The following is a 15,699-nucleotide window of genomic DNA, read 5'->3' as shown; positions in this document are numbered from 1 at the left end:
GGGGCTCCGCCCCCGGACCCCCGTGTCCTCAAAAGCCGGACGGGCTGGACGGGCTCTGCCCCCGGATCCCCGTGTGCTCAAGCGCCGGACGGGCTGGATTCGGGTTCCGTCCGGCCCGGACTGGCCGCCGGACGAGCCGGCTTCCCGTTACGCCAGTGCCGGGGTCACGAAGCGTTCCCCCGCGTCCCTGAGTCGTGCGTGCAGGGCCGCGAAGACGCGGGCCGCGCGGCCGCCGGGCCAGTCCGGGGGGAGCAGGCCCGCCGGCAGGCCCGGGTCCGCGTACGGGAGGCGGCGCCAGCGGTCCAGGGCCAGGAGGTAGTCGCGGTAGGCCGCCTCCGGCGGCACCGGCTTGCGGCGGGCCCAGCGGCGGAGGACCGGTTCGTGGGCCTCCAGGAACGCGCGGTGCTGGGCGGCCAGCGCGTCGAGATCCCACCAGCGGGCGACCGACTCGGCGGTCGGCTCGAAGCCCAGGTGGCTGCCGCGGAACAGGTCGACGTAGGAGGCCAGTCCGAGCCGCTCCAGGGTGTGCCGGGTCTCCTCGTGCACATGGGCGGGGGCGATCCACACGCCGGGGGCCGCCGTGCCGAAGCCGAGCCGGGAGAGCCGGGAGCGCAGCAGGTGGCGCTTGTGGCGTTCGTGCTCGGGCACGGAGAAGACGGCCAGCAGCCAGCCATGGCCCGCGCGGGCCGAAGGGCGGCCGTAGATGCGCCGGTCGCCGTCGTCCAGCAACTGCCGGGCGCCTTCCGACAGGCCGTAGCCCGCCGCGCCGGAGGGGGTGCGGCCTGCCACGAGCAGACCGCGTCTCTTGAGCCGGGAGACGGCCGACCGCACCGAGGGCGAGTCCACGCCCACCGCGCCCAGCAGCCGGATCAGGGCCGCGATCGGCACCGGCCCGGCGGGGCGGCCGGCGTCCCCGCGCCCGTACGCGCCGTAGAAGGTGACGATGAGGGAGCGGGGGGTGTGAAGCGGTTGCTGGTCAGTCACGGGGAAACTGTAAAGCTCCGGAACGCAGCCGAAAGCGCTGTAATTTGCCCGTGGGCGTGCGGGGAAGGGCGGGGAGGAACACGATCTCGCGAGGGCACTTGTACGGAACGATCTCCTTTTTGGTGAACTCCCGTAGCTCCGCGACCGTTTCCGCGGTGGGCGGCACCCCCTCCCGCAGAACGACGTGGGCGACGACGATCTGCCCGCGCCGCTCGTCCGGGCGGCCGACGACCGCCGCCTCCAGGACGTCCGGGTGGCGCAGCAGGGCCTCCTCCACCTCGGGGCCGGCGATGTTGTGACCGGCCGAGATGATCATGTCGTCGGCGCGGGCCACGAAGCGGAAGTAGCCGTCCGGCTCGCGGACATAGGTGTCGCCGGTGAGGTTCCAGCCGTCGCGCACGTACACGCGCTGCCGTTCGTCGGCGAGGTAGCGGCAGCCGGTGGGGCCACGCACGGCCAGCAGGCCGGGGTGCCCGTCGGGGACGGGCGCGCCGTCCGGGCCGACGACGCGCGCCTCGTAGCCGGGGACGGGCAGGCCGGTCGTGCCGGGGCGGATGCGGTCGTCGGCGGCGGAGATGAAGACGTGCAGCATTTCGGTGGCGCCGATGCCGTTGATCAGGCGTAATCCCGTCGCGCGCCGCCACGCGTGCCAGAGTTCGGCGGGCAGGTGCTCGCCCGCGGAGACGCACCGGCGGAGGGAGGACACGTCGTACGGGCCGAGGGTCTCCAGCATCGCTCGGTAGGCGGTCGGCGCGGTGAACAGGACGGAGACGCGGTGCCGTTGGACGTCGGCGAGCAGGCGCTCGGGGCCGCCCCAGTCGGTCAGCACGGTGGACGCCCCGGCGTGCAGCGGGAAGACGAGGAGACCGCCGAGGCCGTAGGTGAAGCCGAGCGGTGGGCTGCCGGCGAAGACGTCGTCCGGACGGGGGCGCAGTACGCACGCCGAGAAGGTGTCGGCGATGGCGAGGACGTCGCGGTGGAAGTGGACGCATCCCTTGGGGTGTCCGGTGGTTCCGGAGGTGAAGGCGATGAGGGCGACGTCGTCGGCGGAGGTGTCCACAGCGTCGTAGGATGCGGGTTTATTTGCCGAGAGCCGCAGAAGGTCGTCGGGTGTATTCCCGCCGTACAGCGTGAGGCGTAAGTCCGGTATGCCCGCCGCACGGAGGTCACCGGCCGACCGGGCGTCGCACAGGGCGTGCCGGACGCGGGCGATGCGGCAGACGGTGGCCAGTTCGTGCGGGCGCTGCGCGGCCAGGACGGTCACCGCCACCGCGCCCGCCTTGAGCACGGCCAGCCAGCAGGCCGCCAGCCAGGGCGTGGTGGGGCCGCGCAGCAGCACCCGGTTGCCGGGCACGACGCCCAGGTCCTCGGTGAGGACGTGCGCGATCCGGTCGACGTGCTCCTTGAGCAGTCCGTACGACCAGACGAGCCCGGTCCCGGATCCGTCCCCAGCCCTGTCCCCGGCCCCGTCCCCGGGTTCGCCCCCGCCACGGATGGCCGGTCGCCCGGGGCCCAGCCGGTCCACCGTGGCGTCCAGCAGGCGCTCGGCGCAGTTGAGGCGGTCGGGGTAGCGCAGGTCCGGGGCGCCGGGGAGGTCGAAGCGGAGTTCCGGCCACTGGGCGACGGGCGGGAGGTGGTCGCGCGGGAAGGTGTCGATATGGGCCGATGGCATGAGCTCCATCGCGGATGCGCCCCCTCGTCGGCGGAATCGCCGGAGAAATCGGAGGTGAACGGGGGTCTTGCCAGCGACGCGGATCCACTGTCAGCGTAACGAGGCGGTGACGGCAGTCAATAGAGCGCGATAAACCATGCGAGAGAAGGGTGGGTCGGATGGCCACACCGTTCACAGGGGAGGGGGAGCGGCGCAAGGGCTCCGTGGAGCTGCGCGCGCTCGCCGCCCGCCGCTTGCGCCCCGTCGCGGACCGGGGCGCTCCCGGCAAGGTCAACAGGCCGCTCCTCGCGACGCTCGGCGAACTCGGCCTGCTTTCCCGGGTGGTTCCCCTGACCGGTCCCGTACGTGCCCAGGACCTGTGCCTGTTGCGCGAATCGCTGGCGTACGCCTGCACGGAGGCCGAGACGGCCCTCGCCCTGCAGGGCCTCGGCGCCCACCCCGTCGTCGCCCACGGCACCCGGGCACAGCGGGCGCGCTGGCTGCCGGAGGTCGCCGCGGGGCGCGCCGTGGCGGCGTTCGCGCTGAGCGAGCCGGGCGCGGGCTCGGACGCGGCCGCCCTGGAGCTGCGCGCGGAGCCGACCGGGGCGGGAGGGGCGGCCAGGGCAGGCGGGGCGGCCGCGTCGGGCTGGCGGCTGCATGGTGAGAAGCGCTGGATCTCCAACGCCCCGCAGGCCGACGTCTACACCGTCTTCGCCCGTACGGGCCCGGGGAGCCGGGCCGCCGGGGTCACCGCCTTCCTCGTCCCCGCCGACCGCCCCGGCCTCGGCGGCGAACCGCTGGAGATGCTCGGCCCGCACCCCGTGGGCACGCTCACCTTCGACGGCGTGCCCGTGGGCCCCGGCGACGTCGTCGGCGAGGTGGGCCGGGGCTTCCGGCTGGCCATGGCCACCCTCGATCTGTTCCGCCCCAGCGTCGGGGCCTTCGCTGTCGGAATGGCCCGGTCCGCCCTGGACGCCTCGGTGGCCCACGCGGAGGAACGCCGGGCGTTCGGCGGCCCGTTGAAGGACCTCCAGGCCGTCTCCCACCTGCTCGCCGAGATGGCCACCCGCACCGAGGCGGCCGCCCTGCTCGTCCAGGCGGCCGCCGCGGCCTACGACGCGGGGGAGCCGGGCGTGGCCGCGCGCTCGGCGATGGCCAAGCTCTTCGCCACCGAGACCGCCCAGTACGTCGTCGACTCCGCGGTCCAGATCCACGGCGCCCGCGCCCTGGCCCACGGCCACCTCCTGGAGCACCTCTACCGGGAGGTGCGCGCGCCCCGGATCTACGAGGGGGCGAGCGAGGTCCAGCGCACGATCATCGCGAAGGAGCTGTTCCGGGCGGCGGGCGCGGGGGCCTCCCCGTGAGCCTGGAGCGGATCGACCCCGCCGGGCTCGCGCCCGCGCGCGGCTTCAGCCACGCCGTCGCCGCCACGGGCGGGCGGCTGGTCCTTCTGGCGGGGCAGACCGCGCTCGACGCGGCCGGGACGGTCGTGGCGGGCGGCCTGCCGGAGCAGTTCGAGCGGGCCCTGACCAATCTCCTGGCCGCCCTCCGGGCCGCCGGGGGCGGGCCGGAGCACCTGGCCCGGGTGACGGTCTACGCGACGGACGTGGGCGCGTACCGGGCGCACGCCCCTGAACTCGGGCGGATCTGGCGGCGTTTGGCGGGCCGCGAGTACCCGGCGATGGCCGTCGTCGGCGTGGTCCGGCTCTGGGACGAGGAGGCGATGGTGGAGCTGGACGGGCTGGCCGTGCTGCCCTGACGAAGGTGCCGGGTGGGCGGTGCCCGCCGTTCTGACGGGCGGGGGCGGCCGGCGGCCGTGCTGCTCGGGTCGGGGCGCCCGGTGTACCGTTTGCAGCGGTTCGCGAAACTGTTCGTGGAATCAGCGAGAGCAAAGGCGGCGTGTCGATGGCCCCTCGTCGGAGTGCCGACCCCCAGGCCCTGACCTTCACCGAGCGGGCCCGGCGGCAGCAGATCGTCGAGTGCACCATCGACCTGATCTCCACCAAGGGCTATCCGGCCACCTCGCTCTCGGCGATCGCCGAGGCGGCCGGCATCTCCAAGGCCGCCGTCCTCTACCACTTCTCGTCGAAGGACAACCTCGCCCGGATCACGCTCGAGCACGTGCTGGAGGGCTTCAGGACCTACGTCCACGAGCGGGTGGAGCGCGAGACCGAGCCGTGCGCCGCGATCGTCGCGTACGTCCGCGCGATGATCTCGTACCAGCAGGCCAACCGCCGCCACGTCCGCGTCATCACCGAGATGCTCCTCGACGACGAGGGCGGCACCCGGCTCAAGAATCCGGGCTCCCACGACAACCACGACCGCCTGGGCCACCTGGTCGGTCTCCTGGCCCGCTGCCAGGAGACCGGCCAGGTGCGCGCCTTCGACCCCGTGACCGTTGCGCTCGCGATCGGCGGGGCGATCGACGGTGTGATCTCCCACTGGCTCGTCCACCCCGACTACGACCTCGACGCCGCGGCCGACGAGCTGGAGACGTTCACGCTCAGCGCGATCCGGCGCCAGGACTGACCCCCGTACGGTCCCGGCAGGCAGGCGTCTCCGTCGTCAGCGCGGTGTTGTCCGTCAGCGGTGTCCGTCAGCGCCGGGCGAAGGCGGGCACGCGCTCCGGACGTATGCCGACCCCGCCCAGATATCCGGACACCGTCCGCAGCATCGGTACGCGCCGCATCAGCCGGACCGGCACCGGCAGCCGGTCGGGGCCGAGCGTGCCGTCGAGGATGGGCCGCAGCATGGCCTCGTGTTCGGCGATCTGCGACCGCTGGATGACGGCGACCGGCAGCAGCCGCCGCTTCTGCACCCGCTCCAGGTCGTGCACGCAGACCGAGCCGTTCCGCAGGGGCTCCGCGAGGATCCGTCCGGCCGCCACGGCGTCCTGCACCGCGAGGTTGACGCCGACGCCGCCCGTCGGCGACATGATGTGCGCCGAGTCCCCGATGCAGAGCAGCCCCGGCCGGTACCAGCGCCGCAGTCTGCCCATGGTCACGTCGAGCAGCTTCACGTCGTCCCACGAGCGGATCGTGTCCGTGACCTCCTCGCCCCAGCCGAACAGGTCGCCGAGCCGGGCGCGGAACCACTCGATCCCGTTGGCCCGCAGCTCCCGGTCGGTGCCCTTCTTGATGAGGTAGGACGTCTGGTAGTAATCGCCCCGGTCCGTCGTCGCCGCGAACTGCCCGTCCTTGGCGCGCATGAAGATCGCGCCGTCCTTGGTGTCGTCGGACTGCGCGGGCACCTTGATCTGCCAGACGTCCATGGGGACGTCGACGTAGTCGGGCCGCAGCCCCGCCAGCTCGCGGACCAGCGAGTCACGGCCGTCGCAGGCGACCGTGAGATCCGCCGTGAGCTCCCCGGTGGCGCCGTCCGCATCCTCGTAGCGCACGCCGGTCACCCGGCCGCCCTCGGTGAGGAGGCCCGTGACGGCCGTGCGCGTCCGCAGGGTGAAGGACGGCTCCTCGGCGGCCGCGCTCGCGAGCAGGTCGAGGAAGTCCCACTGCGGGACCATCGCGATGTGCTTGTGGGGGCCCGGGATGCGCCGCAGGTCGCTCAGGGTCACGACCGTGTCGCCGATGTGCAGCCGGACCAGGTCCAGTTTGCGGGACGGGAGCCGTGCGAACCGTTCGCCCAGGCCGAGTTCGTCGAGCAGGCGCAGCGTCGACGGGTGGACCGTGTCGCCGCGGAAGTCCCGCAGGAAGTCCTTGTGCTTCTCCAGCACGGTCACCTCGACGCCGGCCCTGGCGAGCAGCAGGCCGAGCATCATGCCCGCGGGACCGCCACCCACCACACAGCACGTCGTGCGTTCCATGTCTTTTCCGCTCCCCTCACGGTGGACGCTGACTGACCGCACGGTCAGCAGTCTGACCGCTTGGTCAGTCGTGAGTCTACGGCAGGCGGGAACGCGAGAGCCCGGCGCGTCCGTCCGAACGGGCGCGCCGGGCTCGTGGCTTGGGCGGGGCGGGCTAGATGTCCCGGAACGTCTCGATCTGGGCGCCGATGGAGTTGAGGCGCTCGGCCAGATCCTCGTAACCGCGGTTGATGACATAGACGTTGCGCAGCACCGAGGTGCCCTCGGCGGCCATCATCGCCAGCAGTACGACCACGGCGGGGCGCAGCGCCGGCGGGCACATCATCTCGGCCGAGCGCCAGCGGGTGGGGCCCTCGACCAGGACCCGGTGGGGGTCGAGGAGCTTGACGTCCGCGCCGAGGCGGTTGAGGTCGGTGAGGTAGATGGCGCGGTTGTCGTAGACCCAGTCGTGAATGAGGGTCTGGCCCTGGGCGAACGCGGCGATGGCCGCGAAGAACGGCACGTTGTCGATGTTCAGGCCCGGGAACGGCATGGGGTGGATCTTGTCGATCGGCGCCCGCAGCTTGGAGGGGCGCACGGTCAGGTCGAGGAGGCGCGTACGGCCGTTGTCGGCGCGGTACTCGGGGCTGCGCTCGTGGTCGAGGCCCATCTCCTCCAGGACGGCGAGCTCGATCTCCATGAACTCCACCGGCACCCGGCGGATCGTCAGCTCCGACTCCGTCACCACGGCGGCGGCGAGCAGGCTCATGGCCTCGACCGGGTCCTCGGAGGGCGCGTAGTCGACGTCGCGGTCGATGGTGGCCACGCCGTGCACGGTGAGCGTGGTGGTGCCGACGCCCTCGACCCGCACGCCCAGCTCCTCCAGGAAGAAGCAGAGGTCCTGGACCATGTAGTTGGAGCTGGCGTTGCGGATGACCGTCACGCCGTCGTGACGGGCGGCGGCCAGCAGGGCGTTCTCGGTGACGGTGTCCCCGCGCTCGGTCAGCACGATGGCGCGCGTGGGGGAGACGGAACGATCCACCTGGGCGTGGTACGTGCCGTCGGTGGCCGTGACCTCCAGGCCGAAGTGCCGAAGCGCCGTCATGTGCGGCTGGACGGTACGGGTGCCGAGGTCGCAGCCGCCGGCGTAAGGGATCTTGAAGTGGTCCATGCGGTGGAGCAGCGGACCCAGGAACATGATGACGCTACGGGTGCGGCGGGCGGCCTCGGTGTCCATCGCGCCCAGGTCGAGCTCGGCGGGCGGCACGATCTCGAGGTCGTTCCCGTCGTTGATCCACCGGTGCCGCACGCCGATGCTGGCGAGCACTTCGAGGATCCGGTAGACCTCCTCGATCCGCGCGACGCGCCGCAGGGTGGTGCGTCCGGCGTTGAGCAGCGTGGCGCACAGCAGGGCCACGCAGGCGTTCTTGCTCGTCTTGACGTCGATCGAACCGGAGAGCCGGCGCCCGCCGACGACGCGCAGATGCATCGGTCCGGCGTATCCCAGGGAGACGATCTCGCTGTCGAGGGCCTCACCGATGCGGGCGATCATATCAAGACTGATGTTCTGATTTCCCCGCTCAATGCGGTTGACCGCGCTCTGGCTGGTCCCGAGCGCGTCCGCCAGCTGCGACTGGGTCCAGCCACGGTGCTGCCGGGCGTCGCGGATGAGCTTGCCGATACGGCCGAGGTAGGCGTCTGTCATGAGTCAGACGGTATCTCAGATATGAGATTCCTTCCGCATGCGCCATGGCCTCTCCACGCGTTCTACTCCTATCCGAACAATCGGACAGGAGTGTGGAAATCAGAAGTCCGACGTGTCGAGCTCCAGGTCGAAGGGGGTGGGGAGGTGGAGGGGCGTGCCGAAGGGGTGGGGGCCGCTGACCTTTGTGTAGCCGAGCTTGCCGGGCTCGCCGAAGAGGGTGCAGGACTGCTCCTGGCGGTCGACCAGGAGGTAGAGAGGGGCGCCGAACTCGGCGTAGCGGCGGCGCTTGACGATCCGGTCGGTGTCGCCGTCGAACTCGTCGGTCACTTCGACGATGAGCAGGGTTTGTCGCGGCAGGAGCGCTCCGGCGCCCGTCGTCAGGCCCTCCGGGACGACGGCCAGATCCGGGATGTACCAGTTGCAGGAACCGGGCAGGTCGAGGCCGCCGCGCCCCGCGACACAGGCCATCCGGGTCACCGCCGCGTCGATCCCCGTGCGAACGCAGTCGACCGTCGCCTCGTGGCTCCAGCTTCGCGAAACGGGGTGGATGACGCCCTCGATCATCTGCACGCGGTCCAGTCGGATGTGCTGGATCGCGTACTTCAAGGCTGTTTCAGGACTTTCGGGCGTGTAGGCGCGGGGTGATGCGCTCATGACGTGCTCCTGTGGCGGCCTGGTGGAAGCAGTCAAAGGTCTACGGCAATCCGCTCTGTCGGTCCGCCCGTTCGGCCCAACCGTCACCCGAACTGGTGAACTACCCCCCTCGCTTGCCGCGATCGGCCACCTGCGAAGATCGACCCGACGGTGGCCGCACCGGCCGCCCGCAGGGGGAGGCCGCCGCATGGGCACTCGGATCAGTTCCTTCGCCGACGACGCCGCGCGTACGCGCGTGCTCGCCGCCTACGACAAGGCCATGGCGTACTGGCCGGAGCCGCGCGGGGAGCGCGACGTCGAGACCGGTTTCGGTACGACGCGCGTCCACACCTTCAACCCCGACGGCGGCGGCATCCCCGTCGTCCTCCTCCACGGCCAGAACGCCGGGCCCGCCGAATGGGCTCCGCACGTCGCCGCGCTCGGTGAGGGGCGGCCCGTCTTCGCCGTCGACCGGGTGGGGGAACCGGGTCGCAGCACCCAGACCGCGCCGATCGTGACGCAGGACGCCATGGCCGCCTGGCTGGAGGAGGTGCTCGCCGGGCTCGCCCTGGAACGGGTGCATCTGGTCGGGCACTCGTACGGCGGCTGGGTCGCCCTGAATCACGCCGTACGGGCCCCCGGCCGGGTCGTCTCGGTGACCGCGTACGACCCGCCGCGCGCGCTGGCCCCGCTGAAGGCCGGGTTCGTGCTCGGGGCGGTCGCCTCCTTCCTCGGCAAGCCGGGGGAGCGTCAGCGCCGCTGGTTCGCCGGGCTCATCGGCGACACGGGCGCCCCGGCGGACATGGCCGATGCGGGGGCCGACTTCTCGCTGAAGGCCCTGCGCGGCTTCCGCATGCGGCTGCTTCTCCCGGCCCGCATGACCGACGAGGAGCTGCGCGCCATCGCCGTGCCCGCCCTGCTCGCCCTCGGCGGCGCCAGCCGCGTCCACGACCCCCGGCGTGCCGCCGACCGGGCGCGCCGGACCATCGAGGGTGCGCGGGTCGAGGTCCTCCCGGGGGCCGGGCACGGGATTCCGGTGCGGTGGTTCAACGACCTGGTTCCGGAGTTCCTCCAGAAGGCCGAGAGCGCGGTGGTCGGTTAGTCCACCGGCGTCCTGTCCCTGAGGGTGTAGCCGCCCGCGACGACCGCCGCGTCGGGGGCCGGGGCCATGCACTTCTTCAGGGGGAGTCCCCCTTCTCCGTTCCTCCTGACAGCCCGATCCGGCTCGGGCCGCCGTTCCCATTGGCGACGTCGACGACGTAGAAGCTCACCCCCATGCGCACGTGCCGCTTCAGGTGGCCCGCCTTCTCTCAGGGGCCGGTCGCCACCGGGCCGCCGGTGGTCAGGCAGTCGACGGCGAATTCACCCCAGTGGTCGGAGGCGGGCTCCCCGTTCACGGCGTCCGTGTGGTGCGAGACGCGGAAGGTGCCCTCGGACCGTACGGGGAGGTGGCCCACCCCGTGGAAGGCGCGGGCGTCGACGGTGACGCGGATGTCGTCGCCGGGCACGGGGTGGTCCATGCGCCCCGTCCCCGTGAGGCTGGAGGCGCTCGTGATCCGCGGCTCACCACCGGAGGGGCTCGCCGCTACGGCGGGGACGGCGGCGCGGGCCCGCTCGGCCTATCCGGGCATGACCGATCGGCGGCGATGTATTAGAGTTATCTCGACATCGAGATATCTGCCGAGAGGCGTACCGCTGTCGCGCCAGTAAGGCATACCTAAGTTAGGCACACCTTAGCGTACGCGCGCGCCATCGGGGCGGCAGGATTGCCGCAGTACGCGAATTCATGCATGAAGGAGACTGTCGTGTCGGCGAACAGCTTCGACGCCCGCAGCACGCTGCGCGTGGGCGACGAGTCGTACGAGATCTTCCGGCTGGACAAGGTCGAGGGCTCCGCGCGCCTTCCCTACAGCCTGAAGGTGCTGCTGGAGAACCTCCTCCGCACCGAGGACGGCGCGAACATCACCGCCGACCACATCCGCGCCCTGGGCAACTGGGACTCGCAGGCCCAGCCCAGCCAGGAGATCCAGTTCACGCCGGCCCGCGTGATCATGCAGGACTTCACCGGTGTGCCCTGTGTCGTCGACCTCGCCACCATGCGTGAGGCCGTCAAGGAGCTCGGCGGCGACCCGGCGAAGATCAACCCGCTGGCCCCGGCCGAGCTGGTCATCGACCACTCCGTCATCGCCGACAAGTTCGGCACCAAGGACGCCTTCGGCCAGAACGTCGAGCTGGAGTACGGCCGCAACAAGGAGCGCTACCAGTTCCTGCGCTGGGGCCAGACCGCCTTCGACGAGTTCAAGGTCGTCCCCCCGGGCACCGGCATCGTCCACCAGGTGAACATCGAGCACCTGGCGCGCACGGTCATGGTCCGCAACGGCCAGGCCTACCCCGACACCCTCGTCGGCACCGACTCGCACACCACCATGGTCAACGGCCTCGGTGTGCTCGGCTGGGGCGTCGGCGGCATCGAGGCCGAGGCCGCGATGCTCGGCCAGCCGGTCTCCATGCTCATCCCGCGCGTCGTCGGCTTCAAGCTGACCGGTGAGCTCCCGGCCGGCACCACCGCCACCGACCTCGTCCTCACGATCACCGAGATGCTGCGCAAGCACGGCGTCGTCGGCAAGTTCGTCGAGTTCTACGGCGAGGGCGTGGCCGCGACGAGCCTCGCCAACCGCGCCACCATCGGCAACATGTCGCCGGAGTTCGGCTCCACCGCCGCGATCTTCCCGATCGACGGCGAGACCCTGAACTACCTCAAGCTCACCGGCCGCTCCGAGCAGCAGGTCGCGCTCGTCGAGGCGTACGCCAAGGAGCAGGGCCTGTGGCTGGACCCGGCCGCCGAGCCCGACTTCTCCGAGAAGCTGGAGCTCGACCTCTCCACGGTCGTCCCCTCCATCGCCGGCCCGAAGCGCCCGCAGGACCGCATCGTCCTGGCCGAGGCCGCCGCGCAGTTCGAGCGTGACGTCCTCAACTACGTCTCCACCGCCGACGAGGCGGGCGAGGAGTCCTTCCCGGCCTCCGACTCCCCGGCCGCCGCCAACGGCGTCCCGTCGAACCCGGTCACCGTCACCGCCCCCGACGGCAGCACCTACACGATCGACCACGGCGCCGTCACCGTCGCCGCGATCACCTCCTGCACCAACACCTCGAACCCCTACGTCATGGTCGCCGCCGCGCTCGTGGCCAAGAAGGCGGTCGAGAAGGGCCTGACCCGCAAGCCGTGGGTCAAGACCACCCTCGCCCCGGGCTCCAAGGTCGTCACCGACTACTTCGACAAGGCGGGCCTGACCCCCTACCTCGACAAGGTCGGCTTCAACCTCGTCGGCTACGGCTGCACCACCTGCATCGGCAACTCCGGCCCGCTGCCGGAGGAGGTCTCCAAGGCCGTCAACGAGCACGACCTGGCCGTCACCTCGGTGCTCTCCGGCAACCGCAACTTCGAGGGCCGGATCAACCCCGACGTCAAGATGAACTACCTGGCGTCCCCGCCGCTGGTCGTCGCCTACGCCCTCGCGGGCTCCATGAAGGTGGACATCACCAAGGACGCCCTCGGTATCGACACCGACGGCAACCCGGTCTACCTCAAGGACATCTGGCCCTCCGAGGCCGAGGTCAACGACGTCGTGGCCAACGCCATCGGCGAGGACATGTTCAACAAGTCCTACCAGGACGTCTTCGCGGGCGACGCCCAGTGGCAGGCCCTGCCGATCCCGACCGGCAACACCTTCGAGTGGGACGCCGAGTCCACCTACGTCCGCAAGCCCCCTTACTTCGAGGGCATGCAGATGGAGCCGGCCCCGGTCGCCGACATCACCGGCGCCCGCGTCCTGGCCAAGCTGGGCGACTCGGTCACCACCGACCACATCTCCCCGGCCGGTGCCATCAAGGCCGACACCCCGGCGGGCAAGTACCTCACCGAGCACGGTGTCGAGCGTCGTGACTTCAACTCCTACGGCTCCCGCCGAGGCAACCACGAGGTCATGATCCGCGGTACGTTCGCCAACATCCGCCTGCGCAACCAGATCGCGCCGGGCACCGAGGGCGGCTTCACCCGCGACTTCACGAAGGAAGACGCCCCCGTCTCCTTCATCTACGACGCCTCGCGCAACTACATCGAGCAGGGCATCCCGCTGGTCGTCCTGGCCGGCAAGGAGTACGGCTCCGGCTCGTCCCGCGACTGGGCCGCCAAGGGCACCGCGCTCCTCGGCGTCAAGGCCGTCATCGCCGAGTCCTACGAGCGCATCCACCGCTCCAACCTCATCGGCATGGGCGTCCTCCCGCTCCAGTTCCCCGAGGGCGCCTCGGCCGAGGCCCTCGGCCTGACCGGCGAGGAGACCTTCTCCTTCGCGGGCGTCACCGAGCTCAACGAGGGCCGCACGCCGCGCACGGTCAAGGTCACCACCGACACCGGTGTCGAGTTCGACGCGGTCGTCCGCATCGACACCCCCGGTGAGGCCGACTACTACCGCAACGGCGGCATCATGCAGTACGTGCTGCGCAACCTGATCCGCAACTAGGCGGTCCGGATACGCGGTTGAGGGCCGCACCCCGTTCACGGGGTGCGGCCCTTCCGCTTGTCCGGGCGGGTGTTCCCGCCCTTCACCCTCCCGGGGCATTTCACAACACGACCGGGTGATAGGGGGATTGATGAAGTGTTGTGCATTCATATGCGGGTTAGGCTCCCCGCCGGGATGGACGCGACGCTGTCGTCCCAGAGGGAGGGATGAGCCAATGGGATCCGCCGTGACCTTCGGGGAGCTCGGCCGGCTGTACGGCGAGGAGCTGCCCGCGCGGATCGCCCTGTCGAGCCTGCTGCCCACCGGCGCCGCCGCCGGCGCGGGCGCCGACCACCCTCCCGTCTATCCGGCGTTCGTGAGAACCGAGCACGGCACGACCGTGGCCTACGCCTGCCAGTACAAGGAGAACCCCGGCAGCCTCGGCCTCCTCGCCGCCCTGGGCCTGGCACCCACTACGCCCGGCTACACCATGACCTGCGTCCCGGCGGCCGTTCACAGCCGCTGACCACCCCAGCACGCGCCACCGTCTCAACCCCAAGGACTCCGCCCCCGGGCCATCCGGCGGGGGCGGCATGCCCGGGCGCCGTTCGGCGGGCCGGGAGTGGACACCACAGAAGGGGAACGGAAATGGACAACGCCATCAGCTTCGAGGAACTCGACCGCATCGCGGGCGAGGTGCTGCCCGAGCGCACCGTCATGGGCGTCATCGCCACCCCGCTCAACCTCGTCGGCCCGGGCGACCCCGGCGCCGGCGCGGCCTCCGGCAGCTCCAGCTCCGCGGCGGCCACGGGCGGCGGCGTCTTCGCCCCCGTGCCGCACGACCACGGCACCACGATGCTGTCCGCCTGCCAGTCCATCGACCGGCAGGGCACCCCGGGCCTGCTCGGCTCCCTCGGCCTGGGCTCCGAGAACCCGACCGCCAGCGTGGTCTGTACCCCGGCGGCCGTGGCCAGCCACTGATCGGCCACCCGATGGGTCACTGATCGCCTGACGGACCCGCCCCAAGCGTCCGGGGAAGGGCCGGGACCCGCTTGCCCGGTCCCGGCCCTTCCCCGCCGCCCGCCACCCTCCGGAGGACGACCATGTCAGCGCCCTGCGCCTCACCCGGCCTGGTGGCCGGCATGGAACTCGTCGGCGAGTTCGAGGGATCCGGCTACCGGGAACCACCGCAACTCGTCTGCCGCCCTGACGGCCAGATCGTCCGGCTCCCGCCCCTGCTCTACCGGGTGGTGCGCGCCCTGGCCGGCCCCCTGCCCCCCGGCCCCGAGCCCGCCATGGCCCGGATCGCCGCCGACCTCTCGGAGGAGACGGGCCGCAGCTTCACCGAGGAACACATCGTCTTCCTCATCGACAAGAAGCTCGCCCCGCTCGGCATCACCACCTACAGCGACGGCTCCCCGCCACCCCCGACCACGAAGAACGATCCGTTCCTCGCCTTCCGCTTCCGGCTGGCCGTACTGCCGGAGCACGTCACCTGGTTCCTGTCGGGCCTCTTCGCCTGGCTGTTCCGCCCGGCGGTGGTCGCCCTCGGGCTCGGCGCGTTCGTGGCCGGCGAGGCGTGGCTGTGGACGACCCAGGACACGGGCGCCGCGCTGCGGGACGTCCTCACCTCACCGGCCGCCGTCCTGCTCGTCGTCCTCCTGGCGATCGCCTCGTGCGCGTTCCACGAACTGGGCCACGGCGCGGCCTGCCGCTACGGCGGCGTCCGGCCCGGCGCGATGGGCTGCGGCATCTACCTGGTGTGGCCCGCCTTCTACACGGACATCACCAACTCCTACCGGCTGGGCCGCGCGGGCCGCATCCGCGCCGACCTCGGCGGCGTCTGGTTCAACGCCGTCTTCGTCCTGGGCCTGGGCGCGCTGTACGCGACGACCGGCTTCCAGCCGCTGCTCGTCGCGATCCTCTCCGTCCACCTGGAGATGGTCCAGCAACTGCTGCCCACGCTGCGCTTCGACGGCTACTACATCGTCGCCGACCTCATCGGCATCCCCGACCTGTTCAAGTACATCGCCCCCATCCTGCGCAGGGTGTTCCTCCGCCGCCCGCAGGACGACCGGCTGCGGGCCCTGAAGCGCTGGCCGCAGGTCGTCGTCGCGGTGTGGGTGCTCTTCCTGGTGCCGGTGCTGTCCCTGCAGCTGGGCCTGGTACTGGCGAACCTGCCGGAGCTGCTCGCGGCGGACTGGCGGACGATCACGTCGCTGATGGCGCACGCGGGGGCGTCCGGCGCGTTCGGCTCCTCCGGCGACCAGGCGCTGGCCATGGTGGCCGCATGCCTTCAGGCCGTGCTGCTCGTGCTGCCCCTGGCGGGGCTGGCGCTGGTGGTGGGACGGCCGGTACGGGCGCTGGTCCGGCTGGCGTGGCGACGGCCGGGGCGCGGCTCGGCCGGCGGCCGGGCTTGAGGGGCGAG

The 15,699-nt window shown here is 71.7% G+C and carries 14 protein-coding genes; 8 read left to right on the top strand and 6 right to left on the bottom strand.

Annotated elements, in window-relative coordinates:
* Positions 1-147: 147 nt before the first annotated feature.
* Positions 148-984, bottom strand: coding sequence for a PaaX family transcriptional regulator (locus tag IE096_RS05750; protein ID WP_189448972.1), 837 nt, complete (start codon positions 982-984; stop codon positions 148-150).
* A complete protein-coding gene (locus IE096_RS05745) occupies positions 977-2,665 on the bottom strand; it encodes an AMP-binding protein (RefSeq protein ID WP_189448970.1) in 1,689 nt (562 codons plus the stop codon). The genes IE096_RS05750 and IE096_RS05745 overlap by 8 nt, the downstream gene beginning before the upstream one ends.
* A 149-nt stretch (positions 2,666-2,814) precedes the next feature.
* Here IE096_RS05745 and IE096_RS05740 point away from each other — a divergent pair, with 149 nt between their 5' ends.
* The 3 genes from IE096_RS05740 to IE096_RS05730 all read left to right on the top strand — a co-directional run bounded on the left by IE096_RS05740 (position 2,815) and on the right by IE096_RS05730 (position 5,164).
* Positions 2,815-3,999 carry an acyl-CoA dehydrogenase family protein gene (locus IE096_RS05740; RefSeq protein WP_189448968.1) on the top strand — a complete coding sequence of 395 codons (1,185 nt, stop codon included), beginning with the start codon at positions 2,815-2,817 and terminating at the stop codon, positions 3,997-3,999.
* The gene (locus IE096_RS05735; RefSeq protein WP_189448966.1) at positions 3,996-4,394 is read left to right on the top strand and encodes a RidA family protein; all 399 of its coding nucleotides are present in this window, start codon (positions 3,996-3,998) and stop codon (positions 4,392-4,394) included. The genes IE096_RS05740 and IE096_RS05735 overlap by 4 nt, the downstream gene beginning before the upstream one ends.
* Before the next feature lie 146 nt (positions 4,395-4,540).
* Positions 4,541-5,164, top strand: coding sequence for a TetR/AcrR family transcriptional regulator (locus IE096_RS05730; RefSeq protein ID WP_189448963.1), 624 nt, complete (start codon positions 4,541-4,543; stop codon positions 5,162-5,164).
* Positions 5,165-5,231: 67 nt separating this feature from the next.
* Here IE096_RS05730 and IE096_RS05725 read toward each other — a convergent pair whose 3' ends face one another.
* The 3 genes from IE096_RS05725 to IE096_RS05715 form a co-directional block, all read right to left on the bottom strand.
* The gene (locus tag IE096_RS05725) at positions 5,232-6,455 is read right to left on the bottom strand and encodes an FAD-dependent oxidoreductase (RefSeq protein ID WP_189448962.1); all 1,224 of its coding nucleotides are present in this window, start codon (positions 6,453-6,455) and stop codon (positions 5,232-5,234) included.
* Between the two features lie 154 nt (positions 6,456-6,609).
* Positions 6,610-8,139 (bottom strand): helix-turn-helix domain-containing protein, encoded by a 1,530-nt coding sequence (locus tag IE096_RS05720; protein ID WP_126916506.1) that lies wholly within the window; start codon positions 8,137-8,139, stop codon positions 6,610-6,612.
* Positions 8,140-8,238: 99 nt separating this feature from the next.
* Positions 8,239-8,793: a Uma2 family endonuclease gene (locus IE096_RS05715; protein WP_189448960.1), complete on the bottom strand. Its 555-nt coding sequence runs from the start codon at positions 8,791-8,793 to the stop codon at positions 8,239-8,241.
* A gap of 187 nt (positions 8,794-8,980) precedes the next feature.
* Here IE096_RS05715 and IE096_RS05710 point away from each other — a divergent pair, with 187 nt between their 5' ends.
* Positions 8,981-9,874 (top strand): alpha/beta fold hydrolase, encoded by an 894-nt coding sequence (locus IE096_RS05710; RefSeq protein ID WP_189448958.1) that lies wholly within the window; start codon positions 8,981-8,983, stop codon positions 9,872-9,874.
* Positions 9,875-10,082: 208 nt separating this feature from the next.
* Here the strand turns inward: IE096_RS05710 and IE096_RS05705 are convergent, their stop codons facing one another.
* Entirely contained in the window at positions 10,083-10,292 is a 210-nt protein-coding gene (locus IE096_RS05705) for a hypothetical protein (RefSeq protein WP_189448956.1), read from the bottom strand.
* A 285-nt stretch (positions 10,293-10,577) separates the two neighbouring features.
* Here IE096_RS05705 and acnA point away from each other — a divergent pair, with 285 nt between their 5' ends.
* The 4 genes from acnA (at position 10,578) to IE096_RS05685 (ending at position 15,691) form a co-directional block, all read left to right on the top strand.
* Positions 10,578-13,292 (top strand): aconitate hydratase AcnA, encoded by a 2,715-nt coding sequence (gene acnA / locus IE096_RS05700; RefSeq protein ID WP_308430317.1) that lies wholly within the window; start codon positions 10,578-10,580, stop codon positions 13,290-13,292.
* Between the two features lie 214 nt (positions 13,293-13,506).
* Positions 13,507-13,797, top strand: a complete 291-nt coding sequence (locus IE096_RS05695; protein ID WP_189448945.1) for a hypothetical protein — start codon at positions 13,507-13,509, stop codon at positions 13,795-13,797.
* 122 nt (positions 13,798-13,919) lie between these two features.
* Positions 13,920-14,252, top strand: coding sequence for a hypothetical protein (locus tag IE096_RS05690; protein WP_189448943.1), 333 nt, complete (start codon positions 13,920-13,922; stop codon positions 14,250-14,252).
* Positions 14,253-14,374: 122 nt separating this feature from the next.
* Entirely contained in the window at positions 14,375-15,691 is a 1,317-nt protein-coding gene (locus IE096_RS05685; RefSeq protein ID WP_189448941.1) for a hypothetical protein, read from the top strand.
* Positions 15,692-15,699 lie beyond the last annotated feature (8 nt).

This window comes from Streptomyces abikoensis (assembly GCF_014648775.1).
GTDB lineage: Bacteria > Actinomycetota > Actinomycetes > Streptomycetales > Streptomycetaceae > Streptomyces > Streptomyces abikoensis.
Note: the sequence above shows the minus strand (reverse complement) of the source record. Positions and strands in the feature narration are given on the sequence as shown.